Origin of the sequence: Methanohalophilus mahii DSM 5219, from assembly GCF_000025865.1 — an archaeon.
Classification (GTDB): Archaea; Halobacteriota; Methanosarcinia; order Methanosarcinales; family Methanosarcinaceae; genus Methanohalophilus; species Methanohalophilus mahii.
This window is the reverse complement of the sequence record NC_014002.1, coordinates 962,690-978,835: the sequence shown is the minus strand read 5'-3', so window position 1 is coordinate 978,835 and position 16,146 is coordinate 962,690. Positions and strand designations below refer to the sequence as shown.

General features: G+C 42.2%; 16 protein-coding genes. 9 read left to right on the top strand and 7 right to left on the bottom strand.

Translation table 11 applies throughout. The features are described 5' to 3' along the window. Nucleotides 1-95 precede the first annotated feature (95 nt). From MMAH_RS04825 to hdrA2, 4 genes are read right to left on the bottom strand one after another with little or no spacing between them, the layout of a single operon-like run. Entirely contained in the window at nucleotides 96-1,178 is a 1,083-nt protein-coding gene (locus tag MMAH_RS04825; RefSeq protein ID WP_013037421.1) for a TolB family protein, read from the bottom strand. Nucleotides 1,179-1,192: 14 nt separating this feature from the next. Further along, a complete protein-coding gene (gene gatE, locus MMAH_RS04820; RefSeq protein WP_013037420.1) occupies nucleotides 1,193-3,094 on the bottom strand; it encodes a Glu-tRNA(Gln) amidotransferase subunit GatE in 1,902 nt (633 codons plus the stop codon). A gap of 51 nt (nucleotides 3,095-3,145) precedes the next feature. Beyond that, nucleotides 3,146-4,459 carry a 4Fe-4S binding protein gene (locus tag MMAH_RS04815; protein ID WP_013037419.1) on the bottom strand — a complete coding sequence of 438 codons (1,314 nt, stop codon included), beginning with the start codon at nucleotides 4,457-4,459 and terminating at the stop codon, nucleotides 3,146-3,148. Continuing rightward, the gene (gene hdrA2 / locus MMAH_RS04810; protein WP_013037418.1) at nucleotides 4,456-6,810 is read right to left on the bottom strand and encodes a CoB-CoM heterodisulfide reductase HdrA2; all 2,355 of its coding nucleotides are present in this window, start codon (nucleotides 6,808-6,810) and stop codon (nucleotides 4,456-4,458) included. Before hdrA2 ends, MMAH_RS04815 begins: the two co-directional genes overlap by 4 nt. A gap of 142 nt (nucleotides 6,811-6,952) precedes the next feature. Here hdrA2 and trxA point away from each other — a divergent pair, with 142 nt between their 5' ends. The 5 genes from trxA to MMAH_RS04785 are packed head-to-tail and all read left to right on the top strand — an operon-like array spanning nucleotide 6,953 to nucleotide 9,866. Then, on the top strand, nucleotides 6,953-7,378 hold the full coding sequence (gene trxA / locus MMAH_RS04805) for a thioredoxin (RefSeq protein ID WP_013037417.1): 426 nt from the start codon (nucleotides 6,953-6,955) through the stop codon (nucleotides 7,376-7,378). 16 nt (nucleotides 7,379-7,394) lie between these two features. Further along, the gene (locus MMAH_RS04800; RefSeq protein WP_013037416.1) at nucleotides 7,395-7,715 is read left to right on the top strand and encodes a ferredoxin-thioredoxin reductase catalytic domain-containing protein; all 321 of its coding nucleotides are present in this window, start codon (nucleotides 7,395-7,397) and stop codon (nucleotides 7,713-7,715) included. 30 nt (nucleotides 7,716-7,745) lie between these two features. Continuing rightward, nucleotides 7,746-8,207, top strand: coding sequence for a (Fe-S)-binding protein (locus MMAH_RS04795; RefSeq protein WP_013037415.1), 462 nt, complete (start codon nucleotides 7,746-7,748; stop codon nucleotides 8,205-8,207). A gap of 16 nt (nucleotides 8,208-8,223) precedes the next feature. Next, on the top strand, nucleotides 8,224-9,471 hold the full coding sequence (locus MMAH_RS04790; RefSeq protein ID WP_013037414.1) for a formylmethanofuran dehydrogenase subunit B: 1,248 nt from the start codon (nucleotides 8,224-8,226) through the stop codon (nucleotides 9,469-9,471). Next, nucleotides 9,468-9,866 (top strand): molybdopterin dinucleotide binding domain-containing protein, encoded by a 399-nt coding sequence (locus MMAH_RS04785; RefSeq protein ID WP_245526259.1) that lies wholly within the window; start codon nucleotides 9,468-9,470, stop codon nucleotides 9,864-9,866. Before MMAH_RS04790 ends, MMAH_RS04785 begins: the two co-directional genes overlap by 4 nt. Nucleotide 9,867: 1 nt before the next feature. Here MMAH_RS04785 and MMAH_RS04780 read toward each other — a convergent pair whose 3' ends face one another. Then, nucleotides 9,868-10,716 (bottom strand): methanogenesis marker 8 protein, encoded by an 849-nt coding sequence (locus MMAH_RS04780; protein ID WP_013037412.1) that lies wholly within the window; start codon nucleotides 10,714-10,716, stop codon nucleotides 9,868-9,870. Nucleotides 10,717-10,732: 16 nt separating this feature from the next. After that, nucleotides 10,733-12,034: a phenylacetate--CoA ligase family protein gene (locus tag MMAH_RS04775; protein ID WP_013037411.1), complete on the bottom strand. Its 1,302-nt coding sequence runs from the start codon at nucleotides 12,032-12,034 to the stop codon at nucleotides 10,733-10,735. A 223-nt stretch (nucleotides 12,035-12,257) separates the two neighbouring features. Here MMAH_RS04775 and MMAH_RS04770 point away from each other — a divergent pair, with 223 nt between their 5' ends. The 4 genes from MMAH_RS04770 (at nucleotide 12,258) to MMAH_RS04755 (ending at nucleotide 15,151) form a co-directional block, all read left to right on the top strand. Then, nucleotides 12,258-13,190: a UbiA family prenyltransferase gene (locus MMAH_RS04770; RefSeq protein WP_013037410.1), complete on the top strand. Its 933-nt coding sequence runs from the start codon at nucleotides 12,258-12,260 to the stop codon at nucleotides 13,188-13,190. Between the two features lie 75 nt (nucleotides 13,191-13,265). Next, on the top strand, nucleotides 13,266-14,468 hold the full coding sequence (locus MMAH_RS04765) for an MFS transporter (RefSeq protein ID WP_013037409.1): 1,203 nt from the start codon (nucleotides 13,266-13,268) through the stop codon (nucleotides 14,466-14,468). Between the two features lie 76 nt (nucleotides 14,469-14,544). Further along, the gene (locus MMAH_RS04760; protein ID WP_013037408.1) at nucleotides 14,545-14,724 is read left to right on the top strand and encodes a PLDc N-terminal domain-containing protein; all 180 of its coding nucleotides are present in this window, start codon (nucleotides 14,545-14,547) and stop codon (nucleotides 14,722-14,724) included. Nucleotides 14,725-14,830: 106 nt separating this feature from the next. Next, nucleotides 14,831-15,151 (top strand): hypothetical protein, encoded by a 321-nt coding sequence (locus MMAH_RS04755; RefSeq protein ID WP_013037407.1) that lies wholly within the window; start codon nucleotides 14,831-14,833, stop codon nucleotides 15,149-15,151. A 34-nt stretch (nucleotides 15,152-15,185) separates the two neighbouring features. On the opposite strand, the gene MMAH_RS04750 is transcribed toward MMAH_RS04755, so the two are convergent. Further along, complete coding sequence (locus MMAH_RS04750; protein WP_013037406.1) at nucleotides 15,186-16,031, bottom strand: YihY/virulence factor BrkB family protein; 846 nt, start codon at nucleotides 16,029-16,031, stop codon at nucleotides 15,186-15,188. Between the last annotated feature and the right edge of the window lie 115 nt (nucleotides 16,032-16,146).

The following is a 16,146-nucleotide window of genomic DNA, read 5'->3' as shown; positions in this document are numbered from 1 at the left end:
CGGAACCTGCCTATACAGGTTCAAAGTAGGCTATAAGTATTTCGATGGGAAGAATAAAAGATTAATTCAAAGTGCAATTAGTTGTAAATACACAATTATATTTTCCTGAAAATTAATCTGGCTACCAGGAATAAAATTATGCCAAGTACAAGCCCTCCGGCAAACAAAGCAAGATTATTACCTATCAATCCACCGGAGCCTTCATCCATATTCTGATTGTTTTCAGAGGTTAACGAAATATCCTCACCCTCCGTTGCTTCCACATTAGTGTCTTCTACATTGATATCGGAAAAACCATCATTGGCTTCAGGATTTTCCATTTCCAGCATCCAGAGATCAAAGGTTTCATTTGCTCTGGCTCCAAACACTATTTTTTTACCATCAGGACCTGCTGCAGGAGAATATTCAACTTTCCTGTCATCGGTAAGCAATTGTCTCTCATCATCTTCAGTATCAATCAACCAGAGATTGGTTTCTCCTCCACGATCAGAAATAAACACTATCTTTTCCCCTGATGGCAGGAAAAAAGGATCGACATCATTGGAAGTACCATGGGTAAGTTGCCTGGATTTATCAAATTCTACATCTGTCAACCATAAATTATCCTTAAAAGAGTAAATTACTTCATCCCCATCAGGAGACCATGACGGTTTGCCTTCATCTTCTGATGTAAAGGTCAACTGCCTATGTGATTTGTTTGTTATATCCATTACCCATATGTCATAATTACCCGCGATATTGGATAAATATGCAAGCATTGACCCATCAGGACTGATTGAAGGTGAGCGGCGGTCTGCACCATCGGTTAATTGTGTGATATTGGACCCGTCAACATTCATCTTAAAAAGATTGAGGTATGTAGAAGAATAGGGCTTTCGGGATTCTGAGGCAAAATAAATATCCTTCCCATCTGCAGAAAAACAGGGATCTCCGTCCCATTTCATTCCATCATAAATGACATGGGGATTACTTCCGTCTGCATCCATTATCCAGATTGCCTTATCATTCATATAGGTGATTTGCGTTCCATCCGGACTCCATGCAGGATAATGATAATCACTGCTAAAGTCATCAGTAAGAGGATATATATTCGCAACTTCTACTCCAGCCAGTACCGGTGTTGCGGAACAAATGATAAGGACCAGGCAAAAAAATGCCATCGGTCCCGTTTTCAGCATTTTCATCACTCTTATTAACTATTTATATGTTTTTCAATCTTTTGTTTCAGGATATCACTTACAACCTTACCATCAACTTTTCCACGGAACTGGCCCATGACAATTCCCATAAGGGGGCCAACAGCTCCCAATCCCTTCTCATTGACAAAATCGGCTCTTTCCCTGACAAGATTGGCTGCAAAAGATTCTATTTCAGAAATGTCTATACCTGAAAAACCAAGTTCCTTCAGGGCTTCATCTACACTTAAAGCCGGGTTTTCAGCAAGCAGGCGCAGTAATTCATCAATACCTTCCTTGGCAGCTTTACCTTCTCCTATGGCATCAAACAAAGCAATAAAGTGGTCTTCCTGTAGTTTTTCGACATCAATCCCGTCCCTGCGAAGTTCAGGCAACCTGCCTGTAAAAGTACGTGCAACCAGAGTAGCACCTATTGAATCATTTAAAGCAAATCGATCCATAATTTTCTCAAAAAGAGGCAGGTATCTGGAATAAACAATTTTTTCGGCAAGTTCATCATTTAAATTGTATTCTTCTGTGAACCGTTTGCTTTTATCGATAAGAAGTTCAGGGGTTTCAATGGATTCAAAGTAAGAAGGAGATATATCAGTTACGGGTACGTCAGTCTCGGGATACATACGTGAGGCCCCGGGTAGTGGTCTCATGTATGCAGTATTTCCATCAGGCAGAGCCCGTCTGGTTTCCTCGGGTACAAATTCCAGGGCTTCCTGTGCTCTTGTAAGTACACTTTCCATGGCACCGTGTGCCTTTTTGTAAGAATCGGCAACAAGTACAACTGTATCCCCCTCAACTGCTCCGACAGTCCTTTTAAGGGATTCCACTTCATCTGCAGTGATGCCGTATTTAGGGAGCTCGTCGGTATGGAATATTCCACCCACACCGGAAGGTTTGGCCCTGTCTGAAAACTCCGTGCCAAGCCTTCTTCCCGGCTGCACTTCTTCTCCTATAATACCATCAAAGCCGATCAATCTGATAGCAAGGACCTTTCCTTTTTTAAGTGCACGTTTGATAACCTTGGATTCGGTATCCCTGAAAACATCAGTTACATCAAATATTTCATTATGTACTCCCGCACCCCTCTGTTGCAACATTTCACGGAGACGTAACAGGTTAACCTGTCTTTCAACTTCAAGTTCAACAATGGTTTCGATCATATCCAGGGCCTGCACACCCTTAACCTCCACCCTTGCACCTTCAGCAATAGAGATATTCACATCCTGGCGGATGGTCCCCAGTCCCCTTTTAACCTTACCGGTAGAACGCAACAGCATACCTATGATCCGGGCTGTTTCCCTGGCATGGGCAGGGGTTATTATATCGGGAGCAGTTCCAATCTCCACAAGAGGGATTCCCAATCTGTCAAGGGAATAAACAATACTATTCTTTTTATCCTCGATCTTCTGGGCCGCTTCTTCTTCGATACACAGTACATCAACACCCACCTCATTCAAACTTGTGGGTATCGTTCCATCATTTGCAAGAAAAGCAGTGCGCTGAAAACCGGTTGTGTTGGAACCATCAACAACTATCTTACGCATTACATGAAGTTGCTCTACTGGCCGCATGTTCATCAGTTTTGCAACCACTAGGGCAATGTCCAGGGCCTCGGTATTCAGTTTCCGGGGTGGTTCTTCATCATATTCCACAAGACAGGTAGTATCATAGCCTTTGTAAACATACTTACGATTGACCCTGGTCTGTTCCACAGCCGCACGGTCCTTTTCACCCATTTCACTTTCAGTTGCCCTTAAATACCTGAAAAATTCCACATTGGATTCTTCAGTTTCACGCAAAGTAGTCGGGCACCTGCAAAACAGTTTTTCTTTTGAATCAAGCTGCTGGTGGATCTCCAGTCCGCACTTTAGGCCAAGTTCCCTGTAATAATCATCATTGTTCATATGGATATCACCAATATCTGCTAAACAAGAACATGTAAAGATATAAAATAGTTATTTTTCGATATCTGAAATTTGCTCTGTACCTTCTTTTCTTTTTTCCCATTTACGCCTTAATTTTACATCTTTAAGAGCAGGGCGCAGCTTTTCCATTTTCTCCTTTACTTTTTCCTGTAAATTTTCATCAATTTCCGGGAATTCGATATCAATGTGCTCCTTTGCTTTTTCTTCAGGCATTTCCAGGACTCTTGAGGTATCCGGCCTTTTACGATCGCCACTTACCAGTGCATCAATAGCATCTTCCCATTGTTTTGACCATGGGGTATAGGGTATCGGGGAATGGCGCACACTATCCCTCTTCACTTCCATTACATTATCAGGACAGGCGTTTTCACAGGCCCCACAGTAAGTACAGAGATCATCCCTGGCGGCTATTTTTTGCCCGCTTTCGGGAATATACCAGAGATGGGAAGGGCAGACATTGAAGCAGGCATGACAACCTGTAGGGTCACATTTGTTTATGTTTGCATCGATAAGCTTTAACTCACCCTCAAAAGGTTTGGTAATATCCACTGCATCATAGGGACAAACAATATCGCACCAACCGCATACCGTGCATTTCTCCGGATCAATCCGGGCACCACCCTCTATTACGGGTGCTTCCCCACGTCTTGTCCCCTTCACCTCGATAGCATCTTCCGGACAGATGTCTGCACACAAAACACAGTAATCACACTGGTCCTCATCCACAAGTAGCTGTTCAAAAGGCGTGGGATCCAACGGGCCCGGTTCCTTTTCAAGCAGCATGAAAGCATCACAAAAACGTGCACAAAGACCACAAAGTGTGCACTTATCCTCATCAATGGTTATCACGCCTTCTTCGCCTTCCTTAAATGGGGCAAGTTCCTCCTTGGTCTGCATTTCAAGCTCAAGGTCAATTGCATCCTCGGGACAGGTTGCCTCACAAAGCAGACATGGAAGACATTTTTCATTTATCATTGCCCGTCCTTCCAAAACAGGGAACAGGTCATCTTCCGGCAAATCACCTTCTGCAGACATCCGAAATGCATTTACAGGACAGAAATTGGCACACATGGAGCAGAATGTGCATTTATCAAGATCCAGCATTACAGGAGGGGCATCCATTCCAGTGGCGATCTCATGTATGGGACCGGCTTCAAGGGCCTCAGTGGGACATATCCGGACACAAAGGCCACAACCAATACACCTTTTGTAATCGTAATCAAGTGTTCTTGTACCCTTATCGGTTCTTTGCCGATACATAATGTGACTGCCTTCCACATCCATTTCCTTTTCCACGGAAAGGGAATGTTCTACAGCACATTTTTCTTCCAGCTCCTCACTCATCTGTCAGCCTCCTCAAGTTCAGAGCCGATTGGACCGATTGCTTTCAGATAATCAACAAAATCTTCAATCGTACTGGCAAATTTTTCCCCTTCTGCAGCTGATATCCATTCAACGCGCAACCTGCCAGAATCAAAGCCTTCTTTTGATAGGGTCTCTCCCAGATTTTCCATACGGGTCTGGGCATGATAATTACCATGAACATAATGACATTCCCCGAGGCGGCAACCGGCAACAAATATGCCATCTGCACCCATTTCGAAGGCCTCCATCACAAAATCAGGATCTACACGGCCCGCACACATTACCTTTATGATTCTTACATTGGTAGGATACTGGATACGGGATGTTCCGGCAAGGTCTGCTGAAGCATAACTGCACCAGTTGCACAGGAATGCAACAATAAGAGGAAACTCATCTTTTACTTCCAGAGCTGCCTTTATCTGTGCCCTTACCTGTTCATCGGTATGGTTATGCATTGAAATAGCATCAACCGGGCAGGCTGCACTGCAGGTACCACAACCATGGCAGGAAACTTCATCAACAAAGGCCTTGCCATTTTCGATTTTAATGGTACCGTAATCGCAAACATCAGTACAGACACCGCATCCGATACAGGTATCATAATCCACATGAGCGCTTAAGGGATCGGTACGAAGCTCACCAGGATGAAGCAGTCTTATGGCTCGGGATGCAGCCGCACTGCCCTGTGCAATGGAAACCTGGATTTCTTTGGGACCAGAGGCACAGCCTGCAAGGAAAACACCATTGATATGTGAATCCACTGGTTTCATCTTGGGATGGGAAACAGCAAAGAACCTGTCAGGCCGTTTTGCCATTTTCAGCATACTCCCAATTGGTTTTGCGGACGGGTCAGCTTCCATGCCGGTGGATAATATGACAAGATCGTACTGTTTTTCCTCTATTCTGGATTCTAAGGTGTTCTCATAACGCAGGGAAAGGGAAGCATCGTGCTCCTGCACAATCTCAGCTACTCGCCCTCTTACAAAATCCACCCCCATGGCCTGGGTTTTGGTGTAATATTCTTCATACATCTCTCCCGAGGCACGTATGTCAATATAGTGAATCGTTATTCGAATATCCGGATAGCGCTCTTTTAGCAACTGGGCATTTTTCATTGCTGACATGCAACAAACCCGTGAACAATAGGGATTTCCCACAGATTCGTCCCGCGAACCCACACATTGTATAAATGCCACTTCCTCTGCAACCTCGCCTGTTGAAGGACAGGTTACCCTGCCTCTGGTGGGTCCGGAAGCATTCAGTAGCCGCTCAAGTTCCATATTTGTCATGACATCGGGATATATGCCATATCCATACTCCTCTTTCCTGGATGCATCAAACAAACGATATCCTGTGGCAATAATTATTGCTCCCACATTCAGCTGGAATTGAGTGGTCTGCTGTTCAAATTCCACTGCATCTGCAGGACATGCCTGCGCACAGAGACCGCAGCCAACACAATAATCACCATCGATATATGCAACCTGTGGAACAGCTTGAGGAATAGGGATATTGATTGCCCGGCTTTTACCGAGTCCACTATCAAATCGGGAAGGAATTTCTACGGGACATACCCTTGAACATTCATCCACACAACCCTTGCATTTTTCTTCGGATACATAGCGGGGCTGAGTGATACCTGTAACTTCAAAATTACCGACCGAACCTTCAATTGCGGTAATTTCGGAAAGGGTGTGAAGCTCGATGTCAGGGTGATTCACAACTTCGGTCATCTTCGGGGCGAGGACACAAATAGAACAATCATTAGTAGGAAATACTTCATTCAAAAGAGCCATCTTTCCCCCAATAGTGGGCTCTTTTTCAATCATATGGACTTTATAGCCCGTATCTGCAAGATTCAGAGCTGCTTCAATACCTGCCACACCACCTCCAATTACAAGCACCTCCTTGCTAACAGGTGTACTCTGGATCTTGAGGGGTTTTAGAAACCTTAGTTTTGCCACACCCATCTTGATAAGATCAAACGCTTTCTGGGTGGCCATCCTTGGGTTTTCCATATGCACCCAGGAACACTGTTCCCTGATGTTAACAATCTCAAGAAGAAACGGATTGATGCCTGATTTTTCCAGAACATTGCGGAAAGTAGTCTCATGAAGTTTAGGAGTACAGGCTGCAACAAGCACACGTTCTACATCATGTTCTTCAATATCCTTTGTAATTTTTTCCTGTCCGGAATCCGAACACATGAACTGGATATCTGATGCGACCACAACATCATCCAGGGATTCTACCTGTTTTAAAAGAGTTTCAATATCGACTACACCCGCAATATTTAGCCCGCAGTGACAAATGTATACTCCTATTCTCATAAAATGTCCCTTCGTGGCTCTCTGATTTCATCTTAGACATGATATACCTTTGGATAAATGACGGTCGTGTGAATTGTGTGAACACTGTGCACAAAAGAAATAATATAGAAGGAAGATATAACTAATTCATTGAAGGTGATCAATGATGGGACTGGGAAATTTTATCAAAGGACTTTTCGGCAAAGGCGAACCTGCAATGTCAACGTCTGAACCTGTTACAGAAACCATAAGTACAAATCTCTATAAAGTCAATTCCCTGGCATTTGAACAGGAAGTTGTGAAAGCAGAAACTCCTGTAATTGTCGATTGTTTTGCAAAATGGTGCGCTCCCTGTAAGAAAATGGCCCCTATGTTTGAAGAGGTAGCTGCTGAATATGAGGGCAAGGTCAAATTTGTAATAATTGACCTAGATAAATCAAAGGATATTGCTAAACAATACAATGTAGTAGGGATTCCAACACTTTTGCTTTTTGAAAAGGGTGAAGTAAAAGAAAAACTGGTAGGCAATACCACAAAAGATAAACTTAAAGCATCAATCGAAGAGGTATTAGGAATTAAATCTGAATGATTAAGGTGAAAAAGCTATGGTCAGTCAAGAAGACAAAGTAAAAACAAAAAACTGGGTTACTAAATATGCTCAAAAGAAAGGATACAAACTAAATCCCGATCCTGAAATGCTGGATCTGGTAATTGAGGGGCTGGCGAACAACAAAATAAAATACGGCAAAGGTTACTGTCCCTGCAGAATACCTTCAGGGGATGAAAAGGAAGACCGGAAAATAATCTGCCCCTGCATCTACCATGAGGATGAGATTGCCACAGATGGTTCATGTCATTGTGATCTGTTCTTCCAAAAGGTAGACGATGAGAAAAAAGAAGAGCAACAAAATGATTCAGAAGACTAAGATTTCCTTTTGTCCGTCAGTGGTGAAACAATGGCCAGTGTGATGGAGATATATCAGCTTCTACCAAAGACCAACTGCAAGAAATGCGGAAAATCCTCATGTATGGCCTTTGCTGCAGCCTTACTTTCCAGGGAGAAAAACCTCGACGAATGTACTCCGATGCTGGAAGAGGATAAATACAGTGAAAATTACACAAAAATTAAAAGCCTGGTTTCACCTGCAGAACAAGCATCAGAAACCGGGATGATCGTACATGAGGATAGATGTACAGGTTGTGGAAATTGTGTCGTCGCCTGTCCCGTAAATGTTGCAGAAGATTCTAAAGGTGCAGGTAGTGGAAACGCGCCTACTAACGAAAGGGTCATCCTGAGAGTTGAAGACGGTGTAGTACGTCTTTCCAATGTGGAAGACTGCCGCCGATTCGGAGAGAATAAAATACTTTGCAGCGGTTGCATAGTTACCTGCCCAACAAAAGCAATTGAATTTGTCTGATTTTAGGAGGGAGCCTTTGGAAAGAGAATACCATGTTTGTACAGGATGCGCTCTTCTGTGTGATGATATAGAACTCAGAGAAGAAGAAGAAGAAAATAAGACCACTATAGATAGCGCCTGCCGCAAAGGGGTTGCCTGGATAAAAAATTGCCAGCAGCCTCTGGAGTGTACTGTGGATGCAAAAAATGCCACACCTCAGGATGCAATTAAAAGGGCAGCTGAAATTCTGACAAATGCCAAAAATCCTCTCATATTTGGTATGGGAAATTCAAGTCTTAAAGCCCAGGAAAAAGCCATTGAACTGGCAAAGAAAACCAATGCCTTCATTGATGATACCTCGTCATTCTGCCAGGGTCCTATTGTTGAAGCAATTCTCAACGATACAATCAAAAGTTGTACCCTGGATGAGGTAAGGAACAAGGCTGATGTAATTGTATTCTGGGGATGTGATCCTTCAAATTCCCATCCTAGACATCTTTCTAAATATTCTTATTTCCCCAGGGGAAAAATGCGCCAGAGAGGGTGGGAAGAAGACAGGACGGCAATAGTAATTGATGTACGTAAATCGGATACAGCGATAATCTGTGAAGATAATTTTTACCGTATTCCGCCAAAAGCAGACGCAGAATTTGTCGGGGCCCTGACTGAAGCCCTTTCAGGAAAGGTACCGAAGGTAACTTTTGGCATGAAACCAAAAGAAATTCTCGAACTTGCAAATGTACTGAAAAAGGCAGAATTCGGTGTGATATTTGCAGGATTGGGACTGGTCTATTCCATGCCTGACCTATCACCCATGGAAAATCTCCTGGAAGCCCTGAACAAGAAGACGGACTTCCATTTGATGCCCATGGTCGGGCAGTATAATATGCGTGGCTTCAACCACCTTCTGTTTGACCAGACAGGTTTTATTAACAGGGTAAGTTTTGAGGGGGAAAACACAGATCATGGCCCCCAATATTCAGTTGTGGAGGTCTTGAAAGAAAAAAGAACAGACGCTGCCCTAATAATAGGTTCAGATCCCCTTTCAAGCCTGCCCGGAAGTATAGCTGCAAATCTCAAAGAAATCCCAACCATTGTAATTGACCCCTGCAAGACCTTCACATCCCAAATTGCAAATGTGACAATCCCGGCAGCTGTTACTGGTGTGGAATGCAAAGGGGAAGCAATCCGTATGGATGGGGTAGAGATTGAACTAAAACAGATGGAAAAATCGGACAAAATGGCCGATGCGGACATCCTCAAAAAAATAATGGAGGCCATATGATGGGTTTTGATCAGTTCCTGTCATCTCCTGAAATGGAGATTCTCATTATCACTCATCGTGATATCTTCCAGAGTGCAGCAAATAGTGATAGCCGTTTCTCAGATGATTATGCAAATCTCACAGCAATCATACGACTTGATAAACAGGATATGAAAAAGGCTGGAATAAAGGAAGGAGATCTTGTAGCGATTAAAAACAATTCAGGGAAAGTAGTTGTAAAAGCCCTACAATCTACTTATGAAGAACCACATTCCGGTACCGCTTATATGGTAAATGGACCCTGGGTAAATGCACTTGTATCTGCTGAAACAAGCGGTACGGGAGTGCCTGCGTTCAAGTATATAGAAGCAAAAATGGAAAGATCAAAGGAGAGTTCAATTACTTCCTTTGAATAATTCAGACAAGTTCCCGGGGCTGTTTATGTTCCGGTAACACCGGCAGGGACATTGTATTTATGAGGACAGGGGATTCCACTTCCTTTGCCCTTTCGAGCAGCATTTCCTTACCCTTTTGTGTCAATGCAAAAAGCGGTACTGCCGTACCTACCTGTGCAAGGGGTTTTATTAATTCACGTATTTGGCGGGAAGCACATCCTGTCGTAATATCCACATGCTGGAAAAGTTCCATTGCTTCCTCTTTTCCCAGACCTGTGGTATGTGCTGCAATGATAAGCAGGTCCAGGTCATCTTCAGCTTCAAGTTGCCTCAGACGTGCTGCATTTTCGGAATGGACCACGGTGACTGCAATTCTCCTGTATCCCAGTTTAGCTGCTTTCAATACGCCACCCTCGGGGTTTATTTCAGCAGTGGCTGGATCAAGTACAATTCCGCCCTTTTCTGCGATACCATTAATTACAGCATCTATGGGTTCTGTTTCAATCAGTCCTGAGATCCGGGCACCCATTCCCTGTACAAGTTTGGGATTGTTTGTGATCACAGTGCCTGCTCCATCACACACGGTGACAGTCGTATCAAGCATATCCCGATTCAGACCGGTCATCATGACTTCAGAAGCACCGAATCCTACGAAAACATCCTGCTCCAGTTTCCTTTCGGATGTGAAAAGACCAAAATCCTTTATCCGAAATTCCATATTTTCCCGGGCAGCTTCTGGAGTAATTTCCTTGATTCCACGCAACTTATCAAAAAGGGGACACCATTTTACGGCAGGTTCCCCAACCTCGATGACTTTGCCATCCCGTACAACAATACGGGTTTTTCCCAATAATTCCATTACATGTGGCATATATTTAAACTTCCATTTAGAGTGCTTCACGATGATCGATTACACGTTTTGCTTTTCCGGTGGTGCGAGGAATAGTACCTTTTTCCACAAGATCAACATTGGTGCGTATATTCAGTACACTTTTAAGTTCATTTTCGACATGTTTTTTAACAGCAGCCAGATCTTTCAATTCCCCTGTAAAAGCATTATCGGAAAGCTCCACCCTGACAGTAATTTCATCCATTTTATGCTCATTACGTTTGAGTAGTATCTGGAACTGATCAGTAATCTCATTGATACCCACAAGTACATCCTCAATCTGGGATGGGAATACATTGATCCCGCGTACGATTAACATATCATCTGCCCGGCCCATTATACGGGAAATTCGAGTGCTTGTTCTTCCGCATGCACATTCGGATTCAAGCAATCGGGTAATATCACCTGTATGATAGCGTATTACAGGGAAGGCTTCTTTGGTGAGGGATGTCAGGACAAGTTCACCTTTTTCTCCTTCTGCGACCTGTTCCCCATTAGAATCCAGAACCTCTACAAGGAAATGATCATCCCATATATGCAACCCGTCCTGCTCCTCACACTCAAAAGCAACCCCGGGACCGATAAGTTCAGATAAACCATAGGAATCATAAGCCTTCATTCCAAAGACATTCTCAATATCTTTTCGTGTATTGGATGACCAGGGTTCTCCTCCGAAGGTGCCTATACGTAATGAAAGTTTATCCAGAATATCCATCTCTTCTGCAGTTTCAGCAAGATAGAGGGCATAAGAAGGAGTGCAATTAATTACAGTTACTCCAAAGTCCTGCATCATTTCAAGTTGCCTGGCAGTGTTGCCGGTGCCCGCGGGAACGGTCATTGCACCAAGTCTTTCAGCACCGTTATGGAAGCCAAGCCCACCGGTGAAAAGTCCATAATTCAAAGAATTCTGGAAAATATCATCCGATCCAACTCCTGCCATTTTAAGATCACGGGCCATCATGTCTGCCCATGTACGAATATCATTTTCTGTATATCCGACGACCGTGGGTTTTCCACTGGTTCCCGAGGATGCATGAATACGGACAATATCTTTTTTTGAAGTCGCGAAAAGTCCGAAAGGATAATTGGCACGGAGGTCCGGTTTTCTTGTTAGAGGGAGATGTGAAATATCATCAATTGAATTGATATCTTCCGGGGAGATACCAAGGGATTTAAATTTTTCATTGTAAAAAGGAACGTTTTCATAGACGTTTGCAGCCGTTTTTTTCAGTCGTTTTAACTGTAATTGGCGCATTTCATCTTTTTGCATGGTTTCATATTCTGGCTGCCAGTATTTCATCGGAGGATCACCCTTTCGTTTTTGATTGGATTCAATATTTATAAAGATTTACCATGTGAAATTTAACCGGCGAAAGGTCATTCAGATATGGCATCTCTTGTATTTCTATGTTCATAATTAATAATATAGGATTCATAAATATGATCTTATACTGGTATTATGAACATAATTAAATTATTTTTAACCATATAATTTACATTAATGCACATAACTATACCTCAGTATGGAGCAAATAGTAAGAAGAAATTGGAACTTTCAGGATATACTATTTTCAAAGATCGAAAAAAACCTCTGGAAGGAGTTCATATATGGAGGACATTTATTTGCAGCTGGAGCCGTCGGGGTTGTCTACATGGCTTCAGTCTTTTGTAACATATTTATAAGCTTGGATTTCCTGGCTGCTATCTATCTTATGTTTTATGCAATATATTTCTATGATTACACAACTGGAGCAGAAGAAGATAAGGAAACAAACTCAGAAAGATCGGTCTATATAGATGCAGATCACAATCAAAAAAAGATTAAACTAATCGTTTGTGGCGCTGCGCTTGGCATGAGTATCATATATATCATATGGAGCGATCTCACAAACATGGTTATCGGATTTTCCATCCTCGTTTTAGGATTGCTATATCACTCATATTTCAAGAATCTGACACGGTTCATTCCCGCATTTAAGAATTTTTTTGTTTCAGCTGTCTGGGCATTACTGGTTTTTCTTCTTCTGGCTTATTATTCCCAACCAATAACAAGCGCTGCAATTTTGCTTTCCGTCTTTATTTTCCTGAGAATGCTTAAGATACAGATCCTATTTGATCTGAGAGATACAGAAGGGGATAAGAAAAAAGGTTTGTTGACAATTCCGGTATGTATGAAAGGAAATTCCGAAAAACTTCTCAATATGCTGAATGTACTGAACCTTTTAACGATAATTGTAATTGCATATGGAATACTTACCGATATCATCCCGGCAGCTTCGATGATGATATTACTTGTGTTTTTTTATGGACATAGTTACATAAAAGACATAAAAGCAGAGAAAAATGTAACCTCGCACTACCTGCTAGCAGCAGGAGAACCCATTCTATGGGCAGGCCTTATGCAATCGGGTAATATATGCATACAACTTCTGGATACATCATTTAATCTCATATAAACCAGCAAGTTTTTCCGGAAATCTTTAAACGTAAATTAACTACTATGATTATCCTATAGATAACCGGAAACAAATATGAGAAACGAGCATAATTCCATAAACAGGCAGCTCTACATCCTGTCTTTTTCCAAGATATTCAAAGATCTGGCAACAGGTATGCTACTGTTTTTTATACCACTGTATGCTGCCAAGCTTGATGCAGGAATAATAGCAGAGATGCCTGCAGTACTGAAAGCGGGAATTGCAACTGCAGCTTTTGGAATTGCAAACTCACTATCCCAGCCTCTTATGGGACGCTTGAGTGACCATCTCAACAGAAGAAAGGATTTTCTTGTTGTGGGATATGTCATTTACACCCTTCTCTGTTTATCCTATCCATATACTTCCTCCCTTGAGAGTCTGACCTTGCTGCGTATTATACAGGGAATTGCCATTGGAGCCACAGTTCCTGCGATTGTAGCAATGGTTACCCATCTTTCCACTTCATCTGTAAGGGGCCAGGCAATCGGAATATACTCAAGCCTGAGGGGTTTTGCTTTTGGGATAGGTTCTGTCATCGCCGGGGGAATACTGGCGATATCAAACTTTGAAATTGGCTTCTATATATGTGGATCTCTTGTACTGGCAACTTTGTTATTGGTGCAATTTTTCGTAAAAGAAACAGCACCTCCACCACCACCAGAAGAGTCCGGAATCGTGGATCATGCAAACCAGAAGGAGTACTATGTCCTTGCAGTTGCAATATTCATGATGATGGTAGGGATCACCATTGTCCTCTCCCTTCTACCGGCCTACCAGCAGAGGCTTCAGACCGGTGAGTTTCTCCTCAGCCTGGCAGTTTCAGCCTATGTAATATCCCGTATTCTTTTCCAGACACCAATGGGAATTCTGTCCGATCGCATAGAACGCAAATGGATAATTATCTCAGGTGTTGCAGTAAATGCCGTGATTGTTATCGGATTGGGACATGTAATACATATTGAAGAGCTAATAATACTGCGAATCATGCAGGGAATATCAATGGCGGCAGTTGAAACACCTTTGATGGCATTGGCAGTGGACATGACAGGCGGGCATTCAACAGGCAGTCGGATAAGCATAATTACAAGTGCTCAAGCAGCAGGTATGGCAACCGGACCCCTTTTTGGGGGGATACTGGCCGGCTATGTCTCATTCGAGACACCATTCCATATATGTGCGATATTGATATTGGCTTCAGGGTTGTTAATAATGAAAGGGATCCATAGAGAAAGCATTCGAGAATGGGCGCCACAATAAACTAATTTTCTACATAGTCTTATATAATCCGACAAACAAAGTTATAGATATATCTAATAGACCGGAGGAGAACTAAATGGTATTAGAAGAAATATGGGGAATTGTAACCTTACTGGCTACCATATGGGTAATATACGATGTATTTACCAATAATCGAAGACTTAGTACCATTATGAAAATCATATGGGTATTAGCTGCATTGTTGTTTGGTGTACTTGGAGCTATAGCTTACTATTTCATTGGCAAAAAGAGATGATTAGCAGATTGAATCACTTACTGGCTAAAACTTATTTTCCATTATTAATTATTCTTAAAAAACTATATTTAGTTGAAACGATGTGTACGGTTCAGGGCTCATCAATATGGTATGGATAAAAGTAAAAGAGGGTAAATACCTGGCTTCTGACAAGATCAGTACAATATATAAAAAAGTAGAAGGAAGCAATGCACGATTCTTGAGAATTTATTGTGACCAGACAATAATATATACAAATGATTTGCACAGGGTAGTTAAAAGCAAAAAAATCCCGGAAGATGTCCTTCTGGATCCCGAGTACTACAAAAAATGCCAGCATGCAGATGATTTGATACAGCTGTTACTACATGAGATAGAAGATGCTAAAAATAGTGGTGACCTGATAATGGATTTGCAAAATATCCTGAAAAAGTACGATTATATCTGATTTTCAGATGGAAATCATCTTGTCATCTCTTTTCTCAAGCAGGTTTTTCCCTGCTGACATTTTTTGAGCGTACATTGATCATCTCCGCCGCAAAGGTCACTGCTATGAATGAAAAATATACCCAGAGTAAAAATCCAATGATGGAACCTATGGCTCCGTAAACTGTGGTTATATTGCCATGAGACAGGTAAAAGGCGAAAAAATACTTGGCTATTGTAATCAGCGATACTGTGAAAAATGAGCCCTCTAAAACATATCTCATGTCTATTCTGGCCTCAGGCAGCACTCTGTAAACATATATGAATAGCATCAGTAGAATGAGGAAATTCGAAAACGAACTGGCATATTGCAGGATTCTCAGGTTAAAGGGCAGCAACTCACTCAATAAACCATATCCCATCAGGAAAAATGCTTCAACTAATGTGTTCAATACCAGCAAAAAACCGACCACAAATACTCCTATCACAGACGCAAAGCTTTTTTTCAGGAAATTATGCAACCAGTCTGATTCAGTACTGGAGACTCCCCACATATTATCAATTATTTTCTTGAACTGCCTGAAAAGGTTCCCGCCGGCCCATACAAGGAGAAGGAAACTTATAGTTGCCCCGGCGGTGAGGGATGCAATGTCGGGTATCTGGTTAAGGAGGATCTCCACCATATGTATTAACGTATCTCCTGCCATCAGATCGATGTAGCCGATTATGGCAGACTCCAGATGACGTGCCTTCAAGAAATAACTCCCTACAGACACCGAGAACAAAAGTATGGCAGGCAGGCTTACGATAAGATAGAATGAAAGAGCCGCACTGCTGGTCATACCATCATCTTCATTCCAATGTGACAGTGTTTCCCTAAAAAGTCCGGGTAGTGCTTTCATTAATACCAAATTGTTTCCTGATGTATATAGGTCGTTCTCCTATGTCCAAAAGATAATTTCAACTGTAAATCTGTTTTATTGAGAAGTTAGTAAATATAATTCTATTTATATCTAT